28 protein-coding genes are annotated in these 23,046 nt (G+C 60.8%); 17 read left to right on the top strand and 11 right to left on the bottom strand.

What is annotated here, in order from left to right:
• The first annotated feature begins 134 nt into the window (after positions 1-134).
• The 3 genes from PMI34_RS06270 (at position 135) to PMI34_RS06280 (ending at position 2,993) form a co-directional block, all read left to right on the top strand.
• Positions 135-1,745: a GMC family oxidoreductase gene (locus PMI34_RS06270; RefSeq protein ID WP_008052604.1), complete on the top strand. Its 1,611-nt coding sequence runs from the start codon at positions 135-137 to the stop codon at positions 1,743-1,745.
• 114 nt (positions 1,746-1,859) lie between these two features.
• The gene (locus PMI34_RS06275; protein ID WP_008052601.1) at positions 1,860-2,267 is read left to right on the top strand and encodes a response regulator; all 408 of its coding nucleotides are present in this window, start codon (positions 1,860-1,862) and stop codon (positions 2,265-2,267) included.
• Positions 2,268-2,327: 60 nt separating this feature from the next.
• Positions 2,328-2,993: an HAD-IA family hydrolase gene (locus PMI34_RS06280; protein WP_008052600.1), complete on the top strand. Its 666-nt coding sequence runs from the start codon at positions 2,328-2,330 to the stop codon at positions 2,991-2,993.
• A gap of 134 nt (positions 2,994-3,127) precedes the next feature.
• On the opposite strand, the gene PMI34_RS06285 is transcribed toward PMI34_RS06280, so the two are convergent.
• Together PMI34_RS06285 and PMI34_RS06290 are read right to left on the bottom strand one after the other, a co-directional pair.
• The gene (locus PMI34_RS06285) at positions 3,128-3,787 is read right to left on the bottom strand and encodes a methyltransferase family protein (RefSeq protein ID WP_008052598.1); all 660 of its coding nucleotides are present in this window, start codon (positions 3,785-3,787) and stop codon (positions 3,128-3,130) included.
• Between the two features lie 72 nt (positions 3,788-3,859).
• Positions 3,860-4,804 (bottom strand): GlxA family transcriptional regulator, encoded by a 945-nt coding sequence (locus PMI34_RS06290; RefSeq protein ID WP_008052596.1) that lies wholly within the window; start codon positions 4,802-4,804, stop codon positions 3,860-3,862.
• A 124-nt stretch (positions 4,805-4,928) separates the two neighbouring features.
• Here PMI34_RS06290 and PMI34_RS06295 point away from each other — a divergent pair, with 124 nt between their 5' ends.
• Together PMI34_RS06295 and PMI34_RS06300 are read left to right on the top strand one after the other, a co-directional pair.
• Positions 4,929-5,720 (top strand): SDR family NAD(P)-dependent oxidoreductase, encoded by a 792-nt coding sequence (locus PMI34_RS06295; protein WP_008052594.1) that lies wholly within the window; start codon positions 4,929-4,931, stop codon positions 5,718-5,720.
• Positions 5,721-5,823: 103 nt separating this feature from the next.
• The gene (locus PMI34_RS06300) at positions 5,824-6,756 is read left to right on the top strand and encodes a pyridoxal-phosphate dependent enzyme (protein ID WP_008052593.1); all 933 of its coding nucleotides are present in this window, start codon (positions 5,824-5,826) and stop codon (positions 6,754-6,756) included.
• Between the two features lie 53 nt (positions 6,757-6,809).
• Here the strand turns inward: PMI34_RS06300 and PMI34_RS06305 are convergent, their stop codons facing one another.
• The gene (locus PMI34_RS06305) at positions 6,810-7,130 is read right to left on the bottom strand and encodes a DUF2388 domain-containing protein (protein WP_008052591.1); all 321 of its coding nucleotides are present in this window, start codon (positions 7,128-7,130) and stop codon (positions 6,810-6,812) included.
• Between the two features lie 118 nt (positions 7,131-7,248).
• On the opposite strand from PMI34_RS06305, the gene PMI34_RS06310 reads away from it, so the two are divergent.
• Together PMI34_RS06310 and PMI34_RS06315 are read left to right on the top strand one after the other, a co-directional pair.
• Positions 7,249-8,358 carry an NAD(P)/FAD-dependent oxidoreductase gene (locus PMI34_RS06310; RefSeq protein WP_008052589.1) on the top strand — a complete coding sequence of 370 codons (1,110 nt, stop codon included), beginning with the start codon at positions 7,249-7,251 and terminating at the stop codon, positions 8,356-8,358.
• A 72-nt stretch (positions 8,359-8,430) separates the two neighbouring features.
• A complete protein-coding gene (locus tag PMI34_RS06315) occupies positions 8,431-9,027 on the top strand; it encodes a DinB family protein (RefSeq protein WP_008052587.1) in 597 nt (198 codons plus the stop codon).
• Between the two features lie 68 nt (positions 9,028-9,095).
• Here the strand turns inward: PMI34_RS06315 and PMI34_RS06320 are convergent, their stop codons facing one another.
• Together PMI34_RS06320 and PMI34_RS06325 are read right to left on the bottom strand one after the other, a co-directional pair.
• Positions 9,096-9,446, bottom strand: coding sequence for a DUF6124 family protein (locus PMI34_RS06320; RefSeq protein ID WP_008052585.1), 351 nt, complete (start codon positions 9,444-9,446; stop codon positions 9,096-9,098).
• 429 nt (positions 9,447-9,875) lie between these two features.
• Complete coding sequence (locus tag PMI34_RS06325; RefSeq protein WP_008052583.1) at positions 9,876-10,835, bottom strand: LysR substrate-binding domain-containing protein; 960 nt, start codon at positions 10,833-10,835, stop codon at positions 9,876-9,878.
• Positions 10,836-10,951: 116 nt separating this feature from the next.
• Here PMI34_RS06325 and PMI34_RS06330 point away from each other — a divergent pair, with 116 nt between their 5' ends.
• From PMI34_RS06330 to PMI34_RS06340, 3 genes are read left to right on the top strand one after another with little or no spacing between them, the layout of a single operon-like run.
• On the top strand, positions 10,952-11,968 hold the full coding sequence (locus PMI34_RS06330) for an aldo/keto reductase (RefSeq protein WP_008052581.1): 1,017 nt from the start codon (positions 10,952-10,954) through the stop codon (positions 11,966-11,968).
• Positions 11,969-11,970: 2 nt separating this feature from the next.
• The gene (locus PMI34_RS06335; protein WP_008052580.1) at positions 11,971-12,768 is read left to right on the top strand and encodes an SDR family NAD(P)-dependent oxidoreductase; all 798 of its coding nucleotides are present in this window, start codon (positions 11,971-11,973) and stop codon (positions 12,766-12,768) included.
• 26 nt (positions 12,769-12,794) lie between these two features.
• Positions 12,795-13,205: an SRPBCC family protein gene (locus PMI34_RS06340; protein WP_008052579.1), complete on the top strand. Its 411-nt coding sequence runs from the start codon at positions 12,795-12,797 to the stop codon at positions 13,203-13,205.
• A 147-nt stretch (positions 13,206-13,352) separates the two neighbouring features.
• On the opposite strand, the gene PMI34_RS06345 is transcribed toward PMI34_RS06340, so the two are convergent.
• From PMI34_RS06345 to PMI34_RS06355, 3 genes are all read right to left on the bottom strand, one after another.
• Positions 13,353-14,756: a sensor histidine kinase gene (locus PMI34_RS06345; protein ID WP_008052578.1), complete on the bottom strand. Its 1,404-nt coding sequence runs from the start codon at positions 14,754-14,756 to the stop codon at positions 13,353-13,355.
• The gene (locus PMI34_RS06350; RefSeq protein ID WP_008052577.1) at positions 14,734-15,417 is read right to left on the bottom strand and encodes a response regulator transcription factor; all 684 of its coding nucleotides are present in this window, start codon (positions 15,415-15,417) and stop codon (positions 14,734-14,736) included. Before PMI34_RS06350 ends, PMI34_RS06345 begins: the two co-directional genes overlap by 23 nt.
• 202 nt (positions 15,418-15,619) lie before the next feature.
• Positions 15,620-16,225, bottom strand: a complete 606-nt coding sequence (locus tag PMI34_RS06355; RefSeq protein WP_008052576.1) for a glutathione S-transferase — start codon at positions 16,223-16,225, stop codon at positions 15,620-15,622.
• A gap of 370 nt (positions 16,226-16,595) precedes the next feature.
• Here PMI34_RS06355 and PMI34_RS06360 point away from each other — a divergent pair, with 370 nt between their 5' ends.
• The 3 genes from PMI34_RS06360 (at position 16,596) to PMI34_RS0127460 (ending at position 19,155) form a co-directional block, all read left to right on the top strand.
• Positions 16,596-17,000 carry a TraR/DksA family transcriptional regulator gene (locus PMI34_RS06360; protein ID WP_007935965.1) on the top strand — a complete coding sequence of 135 codons (405 nt, stop codon included), beginning with the start codon at positions 16,596-16,598 and terminating at the stop codon, positions 16,998-17,000.
• Positions 17,001-17,235: 235 nt separating this feature from the next.
• Positions 17,236-18,843, top strand: a complete 1,608-nt coding sequence (locus tag PMI34_RS06365) for a methyl-accepting chemotaxis protein (RefSeq protein ID WP_008052575.1) — start codon at positions 17,236-17,238, stop codon at positions 18,841-18,843.
• A 129-nt stretch (positions 18,844-18,972) separates the two neighbouring features.
• On the top strand, positions 18,973-19,155 hold the full coding sequence (locus tag PMI34_RS0127460) for a hypothetical protein (RefSeq protein WP_032829815.1): 183 nt from the start codon (positions 18,973-18,975) through the stop codon (positions 19,153-19,155).
• 26 nt (positions 19,156-19,181) lie between these two features.
• On the opposite strand, the gene PMI34_RS06370 is transcribed toward PMI34_RS0127460, so the two are convergent.
• The 3 genes from PMI34_RS06370 to PMI34_RS29395 all read right to left on the bottom strand — a co-directional run bounded on the left by PMI34_RS06370 (position 19,182) and on the right by PMI34_RS29395 (position 20,186).
• Positions 19,182-19,418, bottom strand: a complete 237-nt coding sequence (locus tag PMI34_RS06370; RefSeq protein WP_008052573.1) for a DUF2789 domain-containing protein — start codon at positions 19,416-19,418, stop codon at positions 19,182-19,184.
• A 129-nt stretch (positions 19,419-19,547) separates the two neighbouring features.
• The gene (locus PMI34_RS06375; protein ID WP_008052572.1) at positions 19,548-19,778 is read right to left on the bottom strand and encodes a hypothetical protein; all 231 of its coding nucleotides are present in this window, start codon (positions 19,776-19,778) and stop codon (positions 19,548-19,550) included.
• A 159-nt stretch (positions 19,779-19,937) separates the two neighbouring features.
• Positions 19,938-20,186, bottom strand: a complete 249-nt coding sequence (locus PMI34_RS29395; RefSeq protein ID WP_008052571.1) for a hypothetical protein — start codon at positions 20,184-20,186, stop codon at positions 19,938-19,940.
• A gap of 435 nt (positions 20,187-20,621) precedes the next feature.
• Between PMI34_RS29395 and PMI34_RS06380 the strand changes: the two genes are divergently transcribed.
• The 4 genes from PMI34_RS06380 (at position 20,622) to PMI34_RS06395 (ending at position 22,962) form a co-directional block, all read left to right on the top strand.
• Positions 20,622-21,071, top strand: coding sequence for a hypothetical protein (locus PMI34_RS06380; RefSeq protein WP_172435400.1), 450 nt, complete (start codon positions 20,622-20,624; stop codon positions 21,069-21,071).
• Complete coding sequence (locus PMI34_RS06385) at positions 21,071-21,274, top strand: hypothetical protein (protein ID WP_008052569.1); 204 nt, start codon at positions 21,071-21,073, stop codon at positions 21,272-21,274. Before PMI34_RS06380 ends, PMI34_RS06385 begins: the two co-directional genes overlap by 1 nt.
• A gap of 118 nt (positions 21,275-21,392) precedes the next feature.
• Positions 21,393-22,406: an ABC transporter substrate-binding protein gene (locus PMI34_RS06390; RefSeq protein WP_008052568.1), complete on the top strand. Its 1,014-nt coding sequence runs from the start codon at positions 21,393-21,395 to the stop codon at positions 22,404-22,406.
• A 118-nt stretch (positions 22,407-22,524) separates the two neighbouring features.
• Entirely contained in the window at positions 22,525-22,962 is a 438-nt protein-coding gene (locus tag PMI34_RS06395) for a DUF3995 domain-containing protein (RefSeq protein WP_008052567.1), read from the top strand.
• Positions 22,963-23,046 lie beyond the last annotated feature (84 nt).

The following is a 23,046-nucleotide window of genomic DNA, read 5'->3' as shown; positions in this document are numbered from 1 at the left end:
GTAGGAGCTGCCGCAGGCTGCGATCTTTTGATCTTGCTTTTGAAAAATCAAAAGATCGCAGCCTCGTTGCACTCGACAGCTCCTACAGGGGGAGGCGCGGTTTTTTTGTACAACGACTTACGCGGTAACCGTGCATGACATACGACTACATCATCGCTGGCGCCGGCGCAGCAGGCTGCGTTCTGGCCAATCGCCTCTCGGCCTCCGGGAAACACACGGTGCTGCTGCTGGAAGCGGGCGGGAAAGACAGTTCCCTGTGGTTCAAGATCCCGGTCGGCTTCGCCAAAATGTATTACAACCCGACCTTCAACTGGATGTACTACAGCCAGCCGCAGAAGCAGTTGGGCAACCGCGAAATCTACGCCCCGCGCGGCAAGGTGCAGGGTGGCTCGGGTTCGATCAATGCGATGATCTACGTACGCGGCCAGGCCCACGATTTCGATGACTGGGCGGCCAACGGCAACGACGGCTGGGGTTTCAAGGACGTGCTGCCGTACTTCCGCAAACTGGAAAACCACCCGCTGGGTGACAGCGATTACCACGGCGGCAGCGGCCCGATCAGCATCACCCCGATGAAGGGCCAGACCCATCCGATCTGCGATGTGTTCCTCAAGGGTTGCGACGAACTGGGCTACCCCATCAGCGACGACTTCAACGGGCCGAAATTCGAAGGTGCGGGCATCTACGACGTCAACACCCGCGACGGCCAGCGTTGCTCTAGCAGCTTCGCCCATTTGCATCCGGCATTGAGCCGGCCGAACCTGACGGTCGAGCATTTTGCCCTGGTGGACCGGGTGCTGTTCGACGACCGGCAGCGCGCTACCGGGATCTCCATCACCCAGCACGGCGTGGTGCGAACCTTCAGCGCCAACAAGGAAGTGATCCTCTGCGCCGGTGCCGTGGACACACCGAAGATTCTGCAACTGTCCGGCGTGGCCGATCAGGCGCTGCTGGCCAGGCACAACATCCCGCTGGTCAAGCACCTGCCGGCGGTGGGACAGAACCTGCAGGATCACCTGTGCGCCAGTTACTACTACAAGGCCAACATCCCGACACTCAACGACCAGCTCAGTTCGTTGTTCGGCCAGTTCAAGCTGGGCCTGAAGTACCTGTTCACCCGCAAGGGCGCGCTGGCGATGAGCGTCAACCAGGCCGGCGGGTTCTTCCGTGGCGACGAGCAGCAGACCAACCCTAACCTGCAGTTGTACTTCAACCCGCTGTCGTACCAGATCCCGAAAAACAACAAGGCCAGCCTCAAGCCCGAGCCGTACTCAGGCTTCCTGCTGTGCTTCAACCCATGCCGGCCGACCAGTCGCGGGCACATCGAAATCGCTTCGAAAAACCCGCGGGATGCGGCGCTGATCGACCCCAATTACCTGAGCACCCAGAAGGACATCGACGAGGTGATCCAGGGCAGCCGCCTGATGCGCAAGATCATGCAGGCACCGGCGCTCAAGGGCATCACTGTCGAAGAAGTGTTGCCGGGACCGATGGTCGAAACCGACGAGCAGATGTTGCAGTACTTCCGCGAAAACAGTGGCTCGATCTACCACCTGTGTGGTTCTTGCGCCATGGGCCCGGACGAACACAAGTCGGTGGTGGACAAGCGCCTCAAGGTCCACGGGCTGGACGGTTTACGCATCGTCGATGCGTCGATTTTCCCCAACGTGACGTCGGGCAACACCCACGCCGCCGTGCTGATGGTGGCGGAGAAGGGGGCCGACCTGATCCTGCAGGACGCTTGATGCCGGTCGCCTGGCTGTATCAAAAATGAATTTCCGCGGTCTGCGCTGCTCATAACTTTAAGTGGCGGGCTAGAACCCGCGAAATCATTGAGGCAATCAGGGAGCGGCACGGTCATGAGTCGAGTACCGACAGCGGGCGGAGATCTTCCTGGCGGGTTGATTCTGGTGGTTGAAGACGACCCGCTGATCCTGGAGTTTCTCTGTGAGATTCTTCAGGAGGAAGGCTTTGTCGTCGAGCCGAAAATCAGTGCGGACGCGGCAGCCATCTATCTGGAACAGCATGCGCCGCAGGTGGGCATGCTGCTGACAGACATCACCATGCCCGGCACGCTCAGCGGCGCGGACCTGGCCAACCAGTTCGGCGATCGCTGGCCGGACAAGCCGATCATGATCATGTCCGGTTTCGAAACCCCTGAAAGCGCAGGTGTGCGGCACGCGGTCTCCTTCATCAAAAAACCCTGGATGATTGGCGGGCTGCTCGATTGCGTGGGACAGACCTTCAAGTCCAAACGACTCAACTGACCTGCGCGCAGATGCTACATTGCCGGGCAAATCCGTCCGGCACCCGCGAGGTTCTTTTCCTTGTCCGATCACCCTGTTTTCAACTCGACTTACCGTGCCTTTCTGTTCGACATGGATGGCACCGTCCTGACCTCCATTGCCGCCGCCGAGCGGGTTTGGACCACCTGGGCCGTGCGCCATGGTGTCGATGTCGACAGCTTCCTGCCGACCATTCACGGTGCCCGCGCCATCGACACCATCAGGCGCCTGGGCTTGCCCGGGGTGGATGCCGAGGCCGAAGCCGCGTGGATTACCGAAGCGGAAGTCATCGACGTCGAAGGGGTTTTGGAAGTGGCTGGCGCGGCGAAATTCCTGCGGTCCTTGCCGGCCAGCCAATGGGCCATCGTCACTTCCGCCCCGCGGGAGCTGGCGTTGCGGCGAATGGCGGCAGCGGGGATTCCCGAGCCTGCCGTCATGATTACCGCCGAGGATGTGATCGTCGGCAAACCAGACCCCGCGTGTTACCGCCTCGCGGCCCGGCGCCTGGGTGTCGAGCCTGCGCAATGTCTGATTTTTGAAGACGCCACAGTGGGGATTCTGGCGGCCGAGGCGGCGGGGGCGGATTTGATGATTGTCACGGCGACCCATGAGCAGCCGATCGAGACGTTGCATGGGACGTTGGCAAGTTATGAGTCGGTGCGGGTTTTGGTGGATGCCGGTGGTTCGATTCGATTGAGGTCTTTGTAAACAACAGCAATCCCTGTGGGAGCGGCGGTGCGGCGATCCGACTTGCCCGCGATGGCGTCGGCACATCCAGCATCGATGGGACTGAACGATCGCTTTCGCGGGCAAGCCCGCTCCCACAGGTTTTTGTGTCTGATTCAGTAAATTTTAGGGATCAGCCGCCAGGTGCGGGCGCAATAGGCCTCGTATTCGCTGCCGAACTGCGCCTTCAGCAAAGCTTCTTCCGAATGAATCCGGGCAATCAGCGGAATCAGGGTCAGTGCTGCCAGCAGCAACCCGATCCCCGAACGAAACGCCAGCGCCCAGCCCACGGCGATGACCATCATCCCCAGATAACTGGGGTTGCGCAGGTTGCGGTAAATCCCTTCGGTGACCAGTCGATGCCCCGGCTGGATGGCCACCAGCCCGCTGAAGCGCTTGCCCAGCACAAACACCGGCCACAACCGTAGCGCGCCGCCCACGATGAACAACAGCGCCCCGAGCCAGCGCACGCCCTCACCACCGAAAGTCCAGAAATCGATACGGTCGGTATAGGCCGGCAGAAAGCCGCTGAGCACACCGATCACGCCGAAAGCCGGGAGGACCCAGCGATTGGCCCGGTCTTCGCGTACCCCCGAACTCAGGTTGCCTTCGGTGAACAGTGAGACGACGGTCATGATCAGGGTGGCCATGGCCACGACGACCAGTGAACCGTGGCTGAAGTAAGCCGCGAAACCACCCAGTCCCCAGATCGCCAGGGCGAGGTAGGCGAGGGTGCTGACGACGGCGAAAAACGCCAGTTTGGCCGAGATTTTCATGGCGCCTCCAAAAGTAACCTCCGGTATGTTCAGTGTAGAGACTGATGATTCCCTCGCTGGGCCGGGGAGCGATCAAAGCACCTCTGCTCGCGCATTGCGCCGAATCACCTGTGGTGGTTGCCCGAACGCCCGCAGGAACGTTTCGCGCATGCGTCGGCGGTCTGTGAACCCGGTTTCCATGGCGATCTGGTCAAGCGTCAGGCGTCCGCGTTCGAGCATCTGTCGCGCCGCTTCGAGGCGCAGGTTTTCGATGGCCTTGGCCGGCGATTGCCCGGTTTCAGCGCGAAACGCCCGGCTGAATTGCCGGGGGCTGAGGTTGGCCACTTGCGCCAGTTGCTCTACTGAAAGGGGCTGCGCGAGGTGTTCCCGGGCGTAGCCGAGCACGGTTTGAATACGATCGGATTTAGGCTCCAGTTCCAGCAGCGCCGAGTGCTGCGACTGGCCGCCAGCGCGGCGGTGGTACATCACCAGTTTCTGTGCCACCGCCCGGGCCAGCTCGGCGCCGTGATCCTTTTCGACCATGGCCAGGGCGAGGTCGATACCCGCTGTCATGCCGGCGGAGGTCCAGATCGAACCGTCGATCACATAGATGCGATCGGCTTCGACCTTGATCGCCGGAAACCGCGCTTGCAGTTCCCGGGCGTAGGCCCAGTGGGTGGTGGCCCGCCGCCCGTCGAGCAGGCCAGCCTGGGCCATGACGAACGCCCCGGAACAGATCGACGCCGTACGGCGTGCCGTGTTGATGCTGGCCCGCAGGTAATCCAGCACGGCCTCGGGCGCCTGTTCGACGATGGCGTCGCCACCGACCACGATCACCGTGTCGAATACGCGCCCGTCGAATGCCTCCGTGCCGACGCTCAAGCCGCCGGAGGCCCGCAGGTTGTGTCCGTTTTCGGACAGCACGCGCACGTCATACAGCGCCTCTGCGGCACTGAAATTGGCGTATTCGAACACCGGCATGGCGGCCAGCGCCATGGACTGGAAACCCTCGAAAACCACGAACGCCACGCTGATCATGGATCTGCCCTCAAACGGTTGTGTCCTAAAAACGTACTTTAAACGTCATTTGAGACAGTCGAAAGTCCCTTTATAACGGTCTGCACCCGGCGAATCTCTCGCCTCACCGTAGAGGAATTGCACCATGGCGCTTTCATCCAAAGGCACTGCACTGATTACCGGCGCTTCTTCGGGCATTGGTGCGGTGTATGCCGATCGCCTCGCCCGGCAGGGTTACGACCTGATCCTGGTGGCCCGCAGCCGGGCCAGACTCAATACCCTGGCCAGTCATTTGAGCGACGAAACCGGGCGCACCGTGGAAGTGGTTGCCGCCGACCTGACGATCAAGGCGGATTCGCTGCGGGTCGAACAGATCCTGCGCAGCGACGCCAGCATCACCCTGTTGGTCAACAATGCCGGGGTCGGTGGCGTCATGCCGTTGCTCGCCAGTCCCGTGGACGACATGGAAGCGATGATCAACCTCAACGTGACGGCGTTGATGCGCCTGGCCTATGCCGCCGTACCCGGCTTCGTCGCCCGGGGCACCGGCACGGTGATCAACATCGCCTCCATCGTCGCCATCGCCCCGGAAATCCTCAACGGCGTGTACGGCGGGACCAAGGCGTTCGTCTTGAGCCTGAGTCAGTCGATGCAGCATGAATTGGCGGACAAAGGCATACGCATCCAGGCGGTGTTGCCGGGTGCGACCGCCACCGATTTCTGGAGCGAGGCCGGCAACCCGGTGGAAAACCTGCCGAAGGAAATCGTGATGTCCGCCGAAGACATGGTCGATGCCGCGCTCGTTGGCCTGGTGGCCGGCGAAGTGGTGACCATTCCCGGGTTGCACGATGGCAGCCAGTGGGACCGTTACGAAGCCCAGCGCAAGACGCTGTCCGGGTTGTTTGGCAATTGCGTGGCGGCGCCGCGTTATCGCTGAGACGGTCACCCCGGACCGGGTGAACTAGACTTGCATGAGGGGACCGTTCACCGCTGGCTCGTTGACCTGTTCGGCGAGCCGGTGGCGTGAAACAGGAGCCTGTATGCTTCACATCCGCACGCCTTTGATCCTGCACCCTGGCCTCTCGACCCCGTCCCGCCGTATCTGGCTGAAACTGGAAAACCTGCAACCTGGCGGCTCGTTCAAAATACGCGGCATCGGGTTGCTGTGCAGCCGGGCGGCGCAGCAGGGCAAGCGCAAGGTGGTCTGCCCCTCCGGCGGTAACGCGGGACTGGCCACGGCCATGGCCGCTGCATGCCTGGGGCTCAAGGCATGTATCGTGGTGCCACACACCACCCCGCAAAGCACCCGGACGCGGATCAGCAATACCGGTGCCGAGGTGATCGTGCACGGCAAGGTCTGGGACGACGCCAATCAACGGGCACGGGAACTCGCCCAGGACCCACGCAGTGAATTCGTGCCGGCCTTCGACCACCCGGTGTTGTGGGAAGGGCACAGCACCATGGTCGATGAAATCCTTGAAGACTGCCCGCCAGTGGATGTGCTGGTGACATCGGTGGGCGGCGGTGGCTTGCTGGCGGGGCTGCTCACCGGACTGATTCGTCATCGGCACACCGATTGCCGCATCGTAGCCTGCGAAACCGAAGGCGCGGCGTCGTTCGCCGCGGCGGTGGCGGCCGGGCACCCGGTCAAACTACCGAAAATCGACACGGTCGCCACGTCCCTGGGCGCCGCGCAAGTGGCCGCCTGGCCGGTCAGGCACATCGGCGATTTCTCCCATGAATGCGTGGTGCTCAGTGATGATGAGGCGATTATGGGCGTGGTGCGTTACGCCAATGATTTGCGTCAGTTGGTCGAACCTGCGTGCGGGGTTTCGTTGGCGATTGCCTACCTGGATCACCCGGCGATTGCCGACGCCAATGACGTGGTGATCGTGGTGTGCGGCGGGGTGAGTATCAATGCGCAACTCGTGGCCGGCTGGGCACGCTTGTCCACTGGCACGCACGCCGGGTAGGGCCGCAAACGCTATCGCGCTGTCACAAGCCCCACCGCTGGCGATGACGATCTTCAGTGATCGGTGGCAACGCCTTCCCGGACGAGAATGGCGCGGGCCAGGTCTTCGTCGCTTGCGTTGTTGAGGGCGGGATTATCCTGGCGGACCTTTTTCAACAGCGCCTCCAGATAAGCACCACGGATCGCACCGCCGCTGGCGACGAAGCTGGAAGCGTCATCCCGGGCGGGAATCATGAGTTTGTCGTCTTTGAACGTCGAGTACAGCGAGGCGGAAACCCCGGCGGAAGTGGCGACGTCACCCGCATCCACTTTGGCCAGAGCCGAGCCGAAGGGTAAACAAAGTACCAGGGAAGAAATGATAAATATGCGGCGCATGACGGTGTCCTCCGACAGCATGAAGCATAAGGGAAGTACCACATAGTTTAGGATGCGTGGCGGTCGCCGAGAGTTCCCTGGCATTGGCGAGGAACGGGGTGAGTGGGAGGCTGGGTCGTTGAGCATCGATATTCAAAGTGTGGTGATCGGGGCTGGCGTGGTCGGGCTGGCGGTGGCCAGGGCCTTGGCCATGAGCGGGCGGGAAGTGCTGGTGGTCGAGGCCGGCGGGGGTATCGGCACGGGCATCAGTTCGCGTAATTCAGAAGTGATTCACGCCGGCATCTATTACCCGGGCGGCAGCCTCAAGGCGCGGTTGTGCGTGGAGGGCAAGCAGCGTCTCTATGCGTATTGCGATACGCACGGTGTCGATTGCCGGCGCGTGGGCAAGCTGATCGTGGCCACCGATGAGCAGCAGCGCTCGGCTTTGCAGCGTCTGTTGCAGCAGGGGCATCTCAATGGTGTCGATGACCTGCAATGGCTGGATGGCCCGCAGGCCCGGGAGCTTGAACCGGCGTTGTCCTGCGTCGCGGCGCTGTGGTCGCCGTCTACCGGTATCGTCGACTCCCATGGGCTGATGCTGGCGCTCCAGGGCGATTCCCAGAGATTCGGCGCCACGCTGGCCTTGCACACGCCGCTGCTGTCGGCCCGTTGCATCGAACGGGGTTTCGAGCTGCACATCGGTGGCAGTCAACCCATGACGCTGTGCTGCCGCGAATTGATCAACTGCGCGGGGCTGTCCGCGCCCGAGGTGGCGAGCAGCATCGTCGGTTTGCCGGGGCCATTCATTCCCCGGGCGCATCTGTGCAAGGGCAGCTATTTCAGTCTCAGCGGTCGGGCGCCGTTTCGCCACCTGGTGTATCCGGCCCCGGAGAGCGCCGGACTGGGTGTACACGTGACCCTGGATCTGGGCGGGCAGGCGCGCTTCGGGCCGGATGTCGAATGGGTCGAACACATCGATTACCGCGTCGAACCCCACCGGGCCGAGGGGTTCTATCAGGCGATCCGCCGCTATTGGCCGGGTCTACCGGACAACAGCCTGCAACCGGCCTACAGCGGCATTCGCCCGAAAATCAGCGGGCCGACTGAACCGGCCGCCGACTTTCTCATCAGCGCTCGCGCCGAACATGGGGTGCCGGGGCTGGTCAACCTGTTCGGCATCGAATCACCGGGATTGACCAGTTGCCTGGCGCTCGCCGAACTCGTAGTGAAATGCCTGGACGACCGATGATCAGGGCCGGCACTGCTTTGCGGCCATCGGGTCTATGCTAGGGAGTGCGCTTACCGCCATCGGAGAACTCTGATGATCACCGTACGCACTGCCTGCCTGCTGGCCGATTACAAACGCTGGGCCAATCAGCGCCTCTTTGACAGCCTCGCGGCGCTCCCTCCGGGCGAAGTCAAAAAAGAACGGGTGTCGGTGTTCAAAAACATGATCGGCACCCTCAATCATGTCTACGTGGTCGATTGCATCTGGCAAGCGCACCTTGAAGGCCGGGGACATGGCTTCAAGACCTCACACGACCTGCTGCACGCCGATCTGTCCGAACTGCGCATGGCGCAAAAAGCCATCGATCGCTGGTACTGCGACTGGAGCGCCCGGCAAACCGACGCCTCCCTGGACAAGCTCCTGGAATTCACCTTTGTCTCGGGCGAAAGCGGCACCATGAGCGCCGGCGCGATGCTGATGCACGTGGTCAACCACGCCAGCTATCACCGTGGCTGGGTGGTGCAGATGTACTTCGAGATTCCGGCCATGCCACCGGTGACCGACATGCCGGTGTATCTGCGCGAATCTGAACCGATGGTCCTGCAGTCGATCAATGCCCCGATAGTGGCGCCGCCATGTGCTGTGCAATTTTCGAGCGCAACCAGCGTTCTGCCGGATCGTTATCGTTGACCCCGTTCCATGGATGTTGGATATGCTGCCGCCATCGCGAGCAGGCTCGCTCCCACACGTTCGGCGCTTTACTCAGGCGGATCAATTCGATCCAGCGCCCGGTTCACTGCCAACTCACCCAGCATGATGACCTGAGCAATGCCCAGCAGCGTGTTGCGATGCGAGCCCGCCAGATCATTGGTCATCACATTGGCCGAGGCCAGTGATTCGCAGGCATGGGCCAACAGGGTCTCGGTGTCGATGTCGGGGTTGATGGTGAACATCGTGGACGGTTTGTGGGGCGTGGCCATGATGTTGGCGGCGGGGTTGAGGTGGTGATTGAGGGCGCATTCGGCGGCTTCGTGGAATTGCTTGGAGTCGGGGCTTTCGTAGGGGGAGGCTGGATCGGTTTCTGGCGGGTTGGGTGTTGGTTTGATCATCGATAGAACTCCAGTACTGTAAAAATTGGAGCCATCACTTTCGCTACCAAACGAAGGGCGGTGGCCATGCACAGGTTGGTAGACCGGAGTACTGGAACCGGCGCCCCCGAAGAGGCCCTGCGCATGACGACCATAAAAGCAGCAACTGCTTGAAGTGGTGCTACGCGCAGTACTCCGGGCTACCAAACCCGATCGCTGTTTTTCAGCGACCGGCTAACGATAAAGCCCGGACTCAAGGCGCGTAAGCCGGCGGATTCTGGCGTAACCGTAGGCAATGACGCAAGGCGCTGTAGCTTTCATCAAGTTACGCTGACAGCCGTTAAACAAGGGCGGTCAGTCGATGTTTAATGTGCGGATGTCACGACAAAAACATGGCATTGGGCTGAGCACGAAACCTGTGGGAGCGGGCTTGCCCGCGATGGCGGAGTGTCAGCCGACGGTTTTGTTGGCAGGTAGATCGCAATCGCGGGCAAGCCCGCTCCCACAGTGTTGTGTGCTGGATTCAGGCTCCGTCAGCACCTTCCTGAATGTCTCCACCAGCGGCCGCAGATTGATTCGGTGCCACGCCGCCCACAAAGGCGTGGTGAAGCAAATCCACGGCACTTCCCGCAGCACCACGCCCGGCGGTGCATTGCGGCTCAGGCCTTTCTGGATCATCGCGATACCCAGCCCCGACGCCACCAACCCAAGCGCGGTGAAGGGCTCGGTGGCCTCCATGCGGATGTCCGGCGTGAAACCGGCGCGGATACAGGCGCTGACGAAGTCGTCGTGGCAGCTGGCGTTCTGTCGGTGCTGCACGCCGATCCATTCCTGGTCGGCGAGGTCGGCCGGGGTCAGCACAGTCTGCTGCGCCAGCCGATGGTGCTCGGGCAGGGCCAGCAGCATCGGGTCGTCCAGCACCTGGAATCCCAGCAGGTCCGGGTCGTCTTCGGTCGGTGGTTCGCTCACCAGGGCAATATCCAGACTTCGCTGGCGCAAGCCTTCGAGTTGTTCGGCCGAGCTGAGGTTGTACAGCGCCACGTGTACGTTCGGCCGGTCGACCCGCAGCACGCGCAAGGCATTGGGCAGCACGCCGGCGTGCATGGCATTTTCGATGTAGCCAATGCACAGGCCGCCTTCTTCGCCGCGCCCCAGACGCTTGCCGAGAGATTCCAGGCGATTGGCGTGGGTCAACAGGGCGCGGGTTTCGGCGAGGAAGGTCTGGCCGTCGCGGGTCAGGCGGATGCGTTGCTGGCTGCGCTCGAACAGGGTCAGGCCCAGGCGTTCTTCGAGCTGGGCTATCTGCCGGCTAAGGGGCGACTGGGAAATGTGCAGGCGTTCGGCGGCGCGCCCGACGTGTTCTTCCTCGGCGACGGCGACGAAGTAGCGCAATTGGCGGATGTCGATCATGTTAGACCTGTAGGGACTCAAGTGCTGCACATTATGTCTTGGACGGTCAGATCCTCGCAATCTAGCATCTGCTCAACGGTCATCACTGACCCCTGACTACTGACGAGGAATCATCCATGAGCTTGAAAGACAAACTGCCCGGCTCGCTGGGTTTCGGCACCGCGCCGCTGGGCAATATGTTCCGCGCCATCCCGGAACAAGAAGCACAGGCGACTGTCCATGCCGCCTGGGATGCCGGCGTGCGTTACTTCGATACCGCGCCGTTCTACGGTTCGGGTCTGTCGGAGATTCGCCTTGGCAGCGCACTGTCGCGCTACAACCGTGACGACTATGTACTGAGCAGCAAGGTCGGCCGGGTGATCCTCGATGAAGTCGAAGATGCCACCGCCCGTGACCTGGGCGAGAAGAGCGGGGTGTTCGAGTACGGCCGGCCGAACAGGATCGTCAACGACTACAGCGCCGATGCAACGATGCGTTCGATCGAGGACAGCCTCACGCGCCTGCAAACCGATCGCCTGGACATCGTCTGGGTGCACGATATCGCCCAGGATTTCTACGGCGATCAGTGGCTGGAGTACTTCAACCAGGCCCGTACCGGTGCCTTCAAAGTGCTGACCCGTTTGCGCGAAGAGGGTGTGATCAAGGGGTGGGGGCTGGGGGTGAACAAGGTCGAGCCGTGCGAGCTGACCCTTGATCTGAGCGAAGCGCAGCCGGACGGTTTTCTGCTGGCGGGTCGCTACACTCTTCTCGACCATGATCGTGCCTTGCAGCGATTGATGGACGCGGCCCTGGCGCAGAACGTCGAAATCGTGGTCGGTGGCCCGTACAGCTCGGGCATCCTCGCCGGTGGTGCGCACTTCGAATACCAGAAGGCCAGCCCGGCGATCATCAACAAGGTCGAGCAGATCAAACGCATTGCGGCGGCCCACGGTGTCGATGTCAAAGCCGCGGCATTGCAATTCTCGTTGGCTAACCCGGCAGTGGCCGCGGTAATTCCCGGTTCCAGCCGTCCGGAGCGGATCGCCGAAGATGTGGCCGCGTTATCGGCGGTGATCCCCGCAGCATTCTGGCAGGCGATGCGTGAGGCAAAACTGGTTTCCGAGCACGCACCCTTGCCCCTCATTGGAGCTTGAGCATGAAGATTGATTTGAGTGGAAAACTGGCAATCGTCAGCGGCAGCACCGCCGGCATTGGTCTGGGCATCAGCCAGGCACTGGCCGAGGCGGGCGCCACGGTGGTGGTGATCGGCCGCGACACGGCCAAGGTCGAGCAGGCAATGGTGAGCATTCGCCAGCGTGTTCCTGCCGCGCAATTGCGTGGGGTGACCGCCGACCTGGGCACCGCCGAAGGCGCCGAAATATTGTTCGCCGCCGAACCTCGGGCGGACATCCTGGTGAACAACCTCGGGATCTTCAATACCGTGGATTTCTTCGACGCACCGGACAGTGAGTGGACACGCTTCTACGAGGTCAACGTGATCTCCGGCGTGCGCCTGTCCCGGCATTACACGCCGGACATGGTCAAGCAGGGCTGGGGGCGGGTGATCTTCCTGTCTTCGGAATCCGGCGTGGCGACCCCGGCGGACATGATCAACTATGGCGTGACCAAAAGCGCCAACCTGGCGGTGTCCCATGGCCTGGCCAAACGCCTGGCCGGCACCGGCGTGACGGTCAATGCGATCCTGCCCGGCCCGACCTTTACCGATGGCCTGGAAGACATGCTCAAGGACGCCATGGCCGAATCCGGACGCAGCGCCCGGGACGAAGCCGATGCGTTCGTGCGCAAGGCCCGGCCGACGTCGATCATCCAGCGCGTGGCGGATGTCGAGGAAGTCGCCAATCTGGTGGCCTACATCGCTTCGCCGTTATCCTCGGCCACCACCGGTGCTGCCTTGCGGGTCGACGGCGGTGTCGTCGACAGCCTGGCCATCTGAACCTTATTGATTGGAGAGCGTATTTCATGGCAACTGCATCAGCCTTCATCGACATCCCGGCTTCGGCCGATCAGGTCTGGCAATTGATTGGCGGTTTCAACTCACTGCCGGACTGGCTGCCGTTCATTCCCAAGAGCGAACTGAGTGAAGGCGGGCGCGTGCGCAGCCTGCAAACGGCGGACGGCGCAGTGGTGATCGAACGCCTGCAAGCGTTCGATAACGCGGCTCAAACCTACAGCTACTCGATTTTACAGGCACCGTTTCCGGCGACCGATTATCTGTCGACGATCAAGGTTCAAGCCCAAGGCGAGGGCGCGCGAGTGACCTGGTCCGGGAGGTTCGAACCGGTGGGCGTGAGCAACGAGGAAGTGGAGGCGTTGTTTACCGGCATCTATCAGGGCGGACTAGAAGCGCTGCGGGCCAATTACCCGGCCTGATTCACCCAGCGGAAAACACCCCCAATCCCCTGTGGGAGCGAGCTTGCTCGCGATTGCGGAGTGTCAGGCGATATATTTTTACCTGATACACTGTCATCGCGAGCAAGCTCGCTCCCACAGGGGTTGATCATTGTTTGTAAGAGTTTGTCAGGCCGGTGGAATCAAACTCTCCCGACAATCAAGCACCAGCCGCGCGCCGCCCAGTTCGCTGCTGCCCACTTCCAGGGTAAACCCGTGCAGGCTGACAATCGCCGCGACGATGGACAGCCCCAGCCCGAAGCCGCTTTTATGATTGCCCGCCTCGGCGCGATAGAAGCGCTGGAACACCGCTTCACGTTCCGCTTCGGGAATGCCCGGACCGGAATCGAGCACTTCGATTCGCGTGTGCCCGCCATCATTGACCCCGCGCAGGATCACCGCGCCGCCGGGCGGGGTGAATTTGATCGAGTTGCTGAGCAGGTTCGCCACCGCTTCGAACATCAGCGCCCGGTCGCCATTGAGGGGCGGCAATGACGCAGGCAGGTGCAACTGGAACACCAGGCCGTCGTCTTCCGCCAGGGGCAGGTAGAACTCATGCAGCTCTTGCAGCAGCGCCACCGGGTCCATTTGCACGAAACCTGAGCGACGCTGGCGGTCTTCCAGTTCGGAGATCCGCAGCAAGCCACGGAAACGCGCCATCAGCGTATCGGCCTCGGCCAGCACCAGGTCCAGTTGCATGGCCTGCGGCGAGCCTTCGCCGGCTTGCTGTTGCATGCGGTAAAGCTGCGCGCGCAGACGGGTCAGGGGCGTGCGCAGGTCATGGGCGATGTTGTCGCACACGCCCTTGACCTCGTTCATCAAGCGCTCGATGCGTTCGAGCATGGCGTTGACGATGGCGGCGAGCATGTCCAGTTCGTCACGCCGATTGGACAGTGGCAAGCGCCGGCTCAGATCGCCGGCGACGATGGCTTCGGCGCTGGCCTGAATCCCGCGAATGCGCCGCAATGGACGCCGGCGCAGCAAATACCAGCCGACAATGCCCGGCACGATGGTCAGGGTCATACCCCAGAACAAGGCGTGAAGGATGATCCGGGTCACGGCGAACAACGAACCGTTGTCGCGCACCAGCACCAGCCAGCGGCCGTCGAGGGTGCGGGTCGCCACGGCGTCGCAACTGTCGGCGGGCAGAGTCTGCTCGTCGCTGTCGTCGGAGGCATCGCAGTCGCGCAGCATGTGGATCTTGCCATCGAGCGGCAAACCGTCCGGAATGTCACGCAGGGCCCCGCTGAGGTAACGGTGTTGGACATCGAACAGGCCGTAGGCGTCGATGCCGCGGATGTCGAAGGTCATGCTGACGGCGAGGGCGTCCACCAGTTGCTCGTCGGAGAAACGCGAAAACAGGTGCTGGCGTTGCATCAGCGAATGCTTGGCCAGGTTGTCCAGGTAAGCGGAAACCTCGTAGTACATGACCCCCATGAGGATCCCGCTCCAGATCACGAACAGCGAACTGTAGAGCGCCAGCAGACGGCTGCTGGAAGAGCGCCAGCCTTTAGACGGGTTCGGCAATGACATAACCCGAGCCTCGCACGGTCCGAATCAGTGGGGCATTGCCGGGCGGGTCGATCTTCTTGCGCAGACGGCCGATGTGTACGTCGATCAGGTTGGTGCCGGGGTCGAAGTGGTAACCCCAGACTTCCTCGAAAATCATCATCCGCGAGAGGATTTGCCCGGTATTGCGCATCAGGAATTCCAGCAGTTTGTATTCGGTGGGCAATAGCGTCAGCAGTTGACCGTCGCGGCTGGCTTCGTGGCTGATCAGGTTCAGTTCCAGATCCGCCACCCGCAACGTGGTGGCCTCGGCGGTGACGGTGTTCTGCCGACGCAGCAGGACTTCGACCCGGGCGGCCATTTCATCGGTGGCGAAGGGTTTGGTCAGGTAGTCGTCGCCGCCGGCGCGCAGGCCGCGCACGCGCTCATCGACGTCGGACAGGGCGCTGATCATCAGGATCGGTGTGGCCACGCCCATGGTCCGCAGGGTGGTAACGATCGCCAGGCCATCGAGCTCGGGCAGCATGCGGTCGAGGGTGATCAGGTCGTAGTTGCCGCTGACTGCACGCTCCAGCCCTTCGCGGCCATTGTCGACCCAGTCGACCTCGAGGCCGTGGCTACTCAGTTCGGCGACAATCTCCCGGGCGGTCACGGCGTCGTCTTCGATGGTCAAGATGCGGGTCATAGGGCTGGCCTGATTAAATGTTCACAACGTTGTGCGGCATTTTGCCAAGAAATGACCGCAGGCTTTCTAAATAAAAGTTCATGGAAATTCCGGGCTTCGGTCAATGCATAAAACCCGCTGAACAAAGTCGCTGCTACAAGGGAACGCAATCCCCTGTGGGAGCGAGCTTGCTCGCGATGGGGCCAGATCAGGCAACCTTTTTTTAATCGATCGGTGTACTCACAAACACATCAAGCCCTTCGGCATACGCCGTGAACGCAGCAATCCGCGGAAACTGCACCGCATTCACCTGATCCGGTACCACCAGATTGGTAAAACTCCAGGCCACGGCGAGGGTAATGCCATCCTGCTCAATCGAACCGTCAGTTTTCAGCGGCTGCTTTTCCAGATCCCGCTCAAGCGCCGAATAGGCCGCCGTCAATTGTCCTTCGACCCGCTGCACCCAGGGTTCGAATTGAATCTCCTGCGGCCGCAGATTGCGTTCGTAGTAAAGCTGCACGGATTTTTCGCTGGCGGCCAGGGCCAGGCCGATCAGGCGCAACGCGCGCAGACGCTGACTCGGCTCGACGGGCAACAGGCTGTTGCCGGCCAGGGTTTCCAGGTAGTCGATGATCAGTGTCGAGTCCATCAACACCTCACCGTCATCCAGCACCAGGGTGGGCGCCTTGACCACCGGGTTGATCTGACGGAATTGTTCGAAGTGGCGGAACACCGAGACCGATCGGTGTTCCAGCGCGATTCCCAGGCATTTGGCAGAAATGGCGGCGCGCCTGACATAGGGCGAGTCCAGCATACCGATCAGCTTCATGGTCCTTTCCTTTATATGGCCATTTCGGGAGGGACAACCTTAGCTGAGGTTCGCGGCCCTGCAAATGACCGTGAATAATGCCCGGTGCCAGCCGTTTGTCTTCTATATACAGCCGCTCGATTGAATTTCTTGCTATAAACGCACTCCGATTACCGCCTCAAAGCCTGCCTTAGAGCATTTTCCGGGCTTTGTCGGACAAATTCGCAGTCTTTTCGGTTGCTGAGGCCTCAAGTCGGCCGTAGACTGCCGCCCCTCGTAAATTGAGTGCCGGGTGGCGCTTGGAACAAACGGCGCCTTTCCGATGGCCTGCCCAGGTCTGCCGGAACGCTCCCTAATTCGCCTTAATGCACGTTTTTTTATAGAGATATCAATGACAAAGGACAAGTTGCTGGCCATGCCGGCGGATGACTACATGAATGCCGAGCAACATGCTTTTTTCTCCGAGCTGTTGCAGAACATGAAAGTCGAAACCCATGAGCGCATCGAACAGAACCGCATCGCCATCGAAAGTCTGGACACCCCGGCCGATCCGGCAGACGCGGCTTCGGTCGAAGAAGAGCGCACCTGGCTGGTGAACGCGATCGATCGCGACCAGCGCATGCTGCCTCAGTTGGAACAAGCCCTTGAGCGCATCAAGGAAGACAGCTTCGGCTGGTGCGACGACAGCGGCGAGCCGATTGGCCTCAAGCGCCTGCTGATCAGCCCGACCACCAAGTACTGCATCGAAGCTCAGGAACGTCACGAGCAAATCGACAAGCACCAGCGTCAGGCCTGATTCCGCGAGGCAGTCCATCAAGATGGACTGCCTTTGAAAAGATCGCAGCCTGCGGCAGTTCCTACGCAATTGAAGTAGGGCGCTGCCGCAGGCTGCGATCTTTGTTTTCTGCCGTCTTCGATTTCCCGGTTCTTCTATTGATCTGCTGCAACGTTCGCGACTAAAGGCTCATGGATAATGGCTTTATGGTGGCGTTTAATGCGAAGACAACAATTAGAAGTTTTACGGGGTAACGATGATGACGAGAGACGGGTCTCTGGTTGCGGCAGTGCCCGCACCCGTGCTGTTGCCGAAAAACCGCTGGTTGACGCCAACGCTGCAAAGCATCGCCCTGATGCTGTTGTTATGTGGCATGACGCTGGGCGGATGGTCGCTCTACTTTGGCCTGCCCCTGGCCGTATTGATTGTCTGGCTGCCTCGCCTGCGCTCGCGCGCGACCCCGCAGGCTGCTGCCCCCGCCAACCCCGATGCCATCGGCGAGTTGACTCGCGATCTTTCCTGCACCACCAGCCATAACGCACTGTCGGCCGCCGGCGTGGCGTTTTCGGTTCGGCAACTGGCGGACAAACTGCAATCGCAGCTCACGGCGGCGGCACAGATCGTCAGCAATGCCGAGGTCATGATCACCACCGAACAGGCCACCTCGACCCTCAGTCGCCAGGCGCTCAGTGCCGCCAGCGAAGCCCATCAAAGCGGAGTGATCGGGCGTACGGAATTGATCGAGTCCATCGCGCGCATGCATCAGCTCAGCCAGCGCGCCAGCAACAGCCGTGAACTGATCGAAGCCTTGAGCCTGCGCAGCGATGATATCCAGCGGGTGACCCTGGTGATTCAGTCCATCGCCAGCCAGACCAACCTGCTGGCGTTGAACGCCGCGATAGAAGCGGCGCGGGCGGGGGAGCACGGTCGCGGGTTTGCCGTGGTGGCCGACGAGGTTCGCGGGCTCGCCGCACGCACGGCGACCGCCACGGGGGAGGTGGGCGAAATGGTGGCCGACATCCAGCACCGAACGGCGCAGGTAGTGGAGCAGATCCGCCAACTGTCCAGCGACCTGGACTCTGGTGTCGAGCAGGTAGAGCGGACGGGGCAGCACCTGGAGAACATTGCCCGTCTGGCGGCCAGCGTCGAATCCCAGGTCGGAGAGATCGCCCAAGGGGCAGACACCAACCGCGTACAACTCGACAGCCTGTTTCACGCCATCGAGCAGATGCGCAGCGATCTGGTGGTCAGCGACCAGCAGACTCAGCGCCTGGCCCTGGCGGCGGTGCAAATGGAAGGGCAGGCCGAAACCATCAGCGAGCGTCTTGCCGAAGTGGGGCTGGATGACTATCACCAGCGAATCTATGACCTGGCCCGGGACGCCGCGAGCCAGATTGCAGCGCGTTTCGAAGCGGATATCGATGCCGGTCGAATCAGTCTCGACGATCTGTTCGACCGCAATTACCAGGTCATCCCCGATACCAGCCCGGCCAAGTACCAGACGCGTTTCGACCGCTACACCGATCAGGTTTTGCCAGCGATACAAGAGCCGTTGTTACCGCGTCACGAAGGATTGGTGTTCGCCATCGCCTGCACCCAACAGGGTTATGTGCCGACCCATAACAAGGTGTTCAGCCAGCCGTTGACGGGAGATGCGCAGGTCGATGCCTTGCAGAACCGGACCAAACGCAAGTTCGCTGACCGCGCCGGGATCCGCTGCGGCAGCCATCAGAAGGCCGTGCTGCTGCAAACCTATACCCGTGATACCGGCGAGCTGATGCACGATCTTTCGGTGCCGATCATGCTCAAGGGCCGGCATTGGGGTGGTTTTCGCCTGGGCTACAAACCGGAAAAGCCGCGCTGAAAAATCCGGTCTGCCGAATGATTGTTGCAAGTTCTGCAATTAAGCTGTGCAGGGATTTGCTGTTTCCTCGGCGAGAAACTAATTAACATGCCTACTAATTAGGTAGCTAATTAAGTTCGGGGAGGCAGCATTCAAGGCAAAGTTGATGTCGCGGTCATGATCGGCAGCGGGGTACCCGCCAATCTTCGCTCCATGGGGCGCAAGGTTTGCTGGGTCGTGTTGCTCAATGGCGAGCGCCGGGGCACGGCGTTCTCCAGTCGCGAAGAAGCGCAAGAGTGCAAGGCTGCCTGGCAGGCGCAATTGAGCGCCTGAAGTCCTGGCAGCCTGCATTGAGGTTGTCAGTGGGTCTGGTGCATGCGCAGGTTCAGGTCGTCGACCACCCGCGCCCAGTCTGCGTCTTCGCGAAGTTGTTCCTTGAGGAAGCCGGCCTGTTGCGGTGACCAGAACTCGGCGTCGATGAGTTTCTTGTCGTCAGCCAGGGAATGGCCGGCAATGAAGTCGTCGATCGCTTTCTGGCTGGAGTCCAGGCCGAGTTGGTCGAACAGGCCTTTCAAGTCGTGGGTCGGTGATTCCATCTTCATCTCCTTGCAGGTCATCAGTCGGGTCGAGGGACGAGGCGCACCCAGGATTCGAGGGCGCGGCAGCGGTGGAGTTCGATCGCGATGTTCAAGTGCAACAATGAGCATAGACTGCCAACCCGACCATCAGGCATTCAATGCGCCCGCATCGACCGCGGCCTTCAGTTCCCTGGCCGATTCCTGGGCCGCGATGGCGGCGACATCCGGGGTTTTGAACCAGCGATCCTTTTCGACCTGGTGATACGTCACGGTCTTGAGCGGTGGTTTGGCGCGCATGACAATCACGGCCTGAAATTCACCCTCGACTTCTCTGGCTTCACCCCGGATAAAAAACTCGCCGATATCAAATTCCGTCACGTTGCAGACTTCCCTTGGTAATACATTGTTGTTGTCAACGCACCCGATTTTTGCGGATCCGTTTTATTGGGCGGGCAGTATGGCAGTAGTTGCCCGTCGACGGCTGAGATAAGTCGGCGGGCAGACGAAACGTCGATGGAAGCGAGCGCGGTGGGCATGTCAACCGTGTGACTCAAGGAGCCGGGCGAGGGCACAGGCTTCGTTATGATTGGCTCGGAAACCTCTTACACTGCCTGTAGAAATATCCTTGATGTGAAAGAAGGCAATGCCCGCCATTACCACCTGAAATCGCGGGCGGGTCGGAGCATCGGGCGCTGGTTCATGGAGGCCGGGCCCTGCCGGGGGCGGGTTCTGTGCTGTTTTCGAGTCAGGCACCAAGGGATAGGCAAAGTGTGTCAGCGTGCACATATGAAGTCCTTTTCATTGTTTTACCGACGTATGTACGTCGTTTTGGCTAGTCGCCAAGAGCATCGCTGCTCTAGAATCACCCTCACTGGTGGGTGAATGATGTTTATCTAAAGCAATTTTTTGCGGACGATATGTAGGAAAAGTTTTTTTCTCGATGAGATTTTTCCCTGAAGTTGATAGTCCATAATTTTCTGGCAGCAGGAAGGGTGTTTTCCTTCAGCCTGTGACGAATACCAGTCAGGACGACGCGAGTGACGTTCCAGTAGTCTTCTCAAGCTTCGTGATGAATGAGTGCACTGCTCATTCAGGACTTTCAACCCGGGTTCTTTGGCTACACCTTCGGCATTGCCGCTTTTTTGGCTGTGCGTTCATTTTTCGCGCACGGCACCATTATTCAGATGTGGGGATGTTTCCTTGGCAGTAAGTAATCTCGATATGCATGCTTTGTTCGTGCTGGGTGATTTGCGCGCAAAGCTGGTCAAGCAGTTTCAGTCACGTTTCGTTTACATCACCGAACAGAACGCTGAAGGCATTTACATTGCCGAAATCGACACCGAATCAGCCCTGGTGGTGGACGACAAGCCCGGTCTCAAGCTCAAGGTCGGCGATCATTTCAGCGCGTCCGTGCTGCCCAGTCGCGAAGGCGGCAAGCTGGACATCAGGTTCCGCGACATCAAGCTGACGGTTTACGGAATTGGCGACTACGCCTTCGTGACCACGGCCGACGGTCAGGGGATCGTGTTCAAGGAAGGGCACAGCGTGGTGATGGTGTTCGCCGCCCATCAACAGTTGCAGGAAGGCCTGACCAAGACCCTCAAGGCCGTGACCGCCAAGGCGGCCAAATGGCGCAAGGGCGAGTTGGTGACCTTCAAGGCCAGCGAGTGATGACCCTGACCCGCGCCGATTTCCACGAACAGAACCTGGCCAGCGCTCAAGACGAAGCGCGGCGGTTGTTCGGGCAGAAGACCATTCTGCAAGGAGCCTGGCTGAACTGGGTGGCGTCACGGCTTTCCCAACTGCAACCGGCGCCATACGCCAGCATGGTCAGGCGAGAGCTGATGCGTTTGCAGGAAACTTGCGAAAACTGACCCGCGCACCTCGAAAGCAGCAACCTCTACTACAGTCATTGGACTGAGTATTCAGAGGCTTCGCGGTCTACCGCCAGGCCATCCTGCTATTGCTGTGAACAGCACGAGGTGCAAAAGCATGAACGGATTTCGACGGTTGCTGGCTGCGGTCCTGGCCACTTTCGGTTTGCTGGCGACACCCGCCCCGGCGTCTGCCGCCCAGGCACCGATCCACTTCGCCGACCTGAACTGGGAAAGCGGCAGCCTGATTACCGATGTCCTGCGCATCATAGTCGAGAAGGGCTACGGGCTGCCGACCGACACCTTGCCGGGCACCACCATCACCCTGGAAACCGCGCTGGCCAACAATGACATCCAGGTCATTGGCGAAGAGTGGGCCGGTCGCAGCCCGGTCTGGGTCAAGGCGGAAGCCGAAGGCAAGGTCGTCAGCCTCGGCGACACGGTCAAGGGTGCTACCGAAGGCTGGTGGGTGCCGGAATATGTGATCAAGGGCGACCCGGCCAAGGGCATCAAGCCGCTGGCGCCGGACTTGCGCAGCGTCAGCGACCTGCCGCGTTACAAAGACGTGTTCAAGGACCCGGAAGCCCCGACAAAAGGACGTTTTCTCAACAGCCCTATCGGCTGGACCTCGGAAGTGGTCAACAAGCAGAAGCTCAAGGCGTATGGGCTGGACGACAGCTACGTGAATTTCCGCAGCGGGTCGGGCGCGGCACTGGATGCAGAGATCAGCTCGTCAATTCATCGTGGCAAGCCGGTGCTGTTTTACTACTGGTCGCCCACGCCGTTGCTTGGCCGCTTCAAGCTGATTCAACTGGAAGAGCCGCCGTTCGACGCCGAAGCCTGGAAGACCCTGACCGACGCCGACAACCCCAATCCACAGCCGACCCGTTCCCTGGCCTCCAAGCTGTCGATCGGTGTGTCCGCCCCCTTCCAGAAGCAATATCCGCACATTGCCGAGTTCTTTGCCAAGGTCGATTTTCCGATCGATCCGCTGAACAAGGCGCTGGCCGAGATGAGCGAGAAACATACGCCACCGCGCCAGGCGGCAGAGGCGTTCATGAAGGCCCATCCCGACGTCTGGCGGGCCTGGTTGCCCAAGGACGTGGCGGATAAAGTCTCCGCCGCCCTGTAGGCGCTGCCGCAGGTCGGGATCTTTTGATCTTTGTCATGAAAAAGCAAAATCACGACATCGCAGCCTGCGGTAGCTCCTACAATGTTCGGTTCATATCCCTTTCAAGGATTTCTGAACCATGACCCTGTTGTTGGCTCAGTCGCTGGTGACGATCTTCACCGTGATCAGTCTGGTGCATGTTTATTGGGCGTTGGGTGGCGAGTGGGCGGCGGTGGCGGCGGTCCCGCAAGTACCGCAGGAGGGCAGTGCGCAACTGAGGCCGGCGTTCAAGCCGCGAGGCTGGATCACGCTGGTGGTGGCCGGACTGTTGCTGTTGATTGCCATGCTGGTGTGCTTGCGGGTGGGTTGGTGCCTGCCACCCTTGCATCACCGGTCGTTGCAGTGGGTGATCAGCACGATCGCGATTTTGCTGTTCGCCCGGGCCATTGGCGATTCGGAGCTGGTGGGGTTTTTCAAGGAGGTCAAAGGCTCGAAGTTCGCCCGGCTCGACACCTGGGTTTATTCGCCGTTGTGTGTGGTGCTGGGGGCGGGGTTGTTGGCGGTGGCCTGGATTTGATTGATCGACATTTCTGTAGTGACAGTACTGGCCTCTTCGCGGGCAAGCCCGCTCCCACAGTGTCTGGTGTGTACACACCTTTTG

Origin of the sequence: Pseudomonas sp. GM74, from assembly GCF_000282455.1 — a bacterium.
Lineage (GTDB): Bacteria > Pseudomonadota > Gammaproteobacteria > Pseudomonadales > Pseudomonadaceae > Aquipseudomonas.
This window is presented reverse-complemented; position numbering and strand designations above follow the sequence as displayed.

What these genes read in the sequence shown, in the direction of transcription:
- PMI34_RS06270 (WP_008052604.1), top strand. Translation starts at nt 135, where the DNA reads ATGACATACGACTACATCATCGCTGGCGCCGGCGCAGCAGGCTGCGTT.
- PMI34_RS06275 (WP_008052601.1), top strand. Translation starts at nt 1,860, where the DNA reads ATGAGTCGAGTACCGACAGCGGGCGGAGATCTTCCTGGCGGGTTGATT.
- PMI34_RS06285 (WP_008052598.1), bottom strand. Translation starts at nt 3,787, where the DNA reads ATGAAAATCTCGGCCAAACTGGCGTTTTTCGCCGTCGTCAGCACCCTC.
- PMI34_RS06290 (WP_008052596.1), bottom strand. Translation starts at nt 4,804, where the DNA reads ATGATCAGCGTGGCGTTCGTGGTTTTCGAGGGTTTCCAGTCCATGGCG.
- PMI34_RS06295 (WP_008052594.1), top strand. Translation starts at nt 4,929, where the DNA reads ATGGCGCTTTCATCCAAAGGCACTGCACTGATTACCGGCGCTTCTTCG.
- PMI34_RS06300 (WP_008052593.1), top strand. Translation starts at nt 5,824, where the DNA reads ATGCTTCACATCCGCACGCCTTTGATCCTGCACCCTGGCCTCTCGACC.
- PMI34_RS06305 (WP_008052591.1), bottom strand. Translation starts at nt 7,130, where the DNA reads ATGCGCCGCATATTTATCATTTCTTCCCTGGTACTTTGTTTACCCTTC.
- PMI34_RS06315 (WP_008052587.1), top strand. Translation starts at nt 8,431, where the DNA reads ATGATCACCGTACGCACTGCCTGCCTGCTGGCCGATTACAAACGCTGG.
- PMI34_RS06320 (WP_008052585.1), bottom strand. Translation starts at nt 9,446, where the DNA reads ATGATCAAACCAACACCCAACCCGCCAGAAACCGATCCAGCCTCCCCC.
- PMI34_RS06325 (WP_008052583.1), bottom strand. Translation starts at nt 10,835, where the DNA reads ATGATCGACATCCGCCAATTGCGCTACTTCGTCGCCGTCGCCGAGGAA.
- PMI34_RS06330 (WP_008052581.1), top strand. Translation starts at nt 10,952, where the DNA reads ATGAGCTTGAAAGACAAACTGCCCGGCTCGCTGGGTTTCGGCACCGCG.
- PMI34_RS06335 (WP_008052580.1), top strand. Translation starts at nt 11,971, where the DNA reads ATGAAGATTGATTTGAGTGGAAAACTGGCAATCGTCAGCGGCAGCACC.
- PMI34_RS06340 (WP_008052579.1), top strand. Translation starts at nt 12,795, where the DNA reads ATGGCAACTGCATCAGCCTTCATCGACATCCCGGCTTCGGCCGATCAG.
- PMI34_RS06345 (WP_008052578.1), bottom strand. Translation starts at nt 14,756, where the DNA reads ATGTCATTGCCGAACCCGTCTAAAGGCTGGCGCTCTTCCAGCAGCCGT.
- PMI34_RS06350 (WP_008052577.1), bottom strand. Translation starts at nt 15,417, where the DNA reads ATGACCCGCATCTTGACCATCGAAGACGACGCCGTGACCGCCCGGGAG.
- PMI34_RS06355 (WP_008052576.1), bottom strand. Translation starts at nt 16,225, where the DNA reads ATGAAGCTGATCGGTATGCTGGACTCGCCCTATGTCAGGCGCGCCGCC.
- PMI34_RS06360 (WP_007935965.1), top strand. Translation starts at nt 16,596, where the DNA reads ATGACAAAGGACAAGTTGCTGGCCATGCCGGCGGATGACTACATGAAT.
- PMI34_RS06365 (WP_008052575.1), top strand. Translation starts at nt 17,236, where the DNA reads ATGATGACGAGAGACGGGTCTCTGGTTGCGGCAGTGCCCGCACCCGTG.
- PMI34_RS06370 (WP_008052573.1), bottom strand. Translation starts at nt 19,418, where the DNA reads ATGGAATCACCGACCCACGACTTGAAAGGCCTGTTCGACCAACTCGGC.
- PMI34_RS29395 (WP_008052571.1), bottom strand. Translation starts at nt 20,186, where the DNA reads ATGTGCACGCTGACACACTTTGCCTATCCCTTGGTGCCTGACTCGAAA.
- PMI34_RS06380 (WP_172435400.1), top strand. Translation starts at nt 20,622, where the DNA reads ATGCATGCTTTGTTCGTGCTGGGTGATTTGCGCGCAAAGCTGGTCAAG.
- PMI34_RS06385 (WP_008052569.1), top strand. Translation starts at nt 21,071, where the DNA reads ATGACCCTGACCCGCGCCGATTTCCACGAACAGAACCTGGCCAGCGCT.
- PMI34_RS06390 (WP_008052568.1), top strand. Translation starts at nt 21,393, where the DNA reads ATGAACGGATTTCGACGGTTGCTGGCTGCGGTCCTGGCCACTTTCGGT.
- PMI34_RS06395 (WP_008052567.1), top strand. Translation starts at nt 22,525, where the DNA reads ATGACCCTGTTGTTGGCTCAGTCGCTGGTGACGATCTTCACCGTGATC.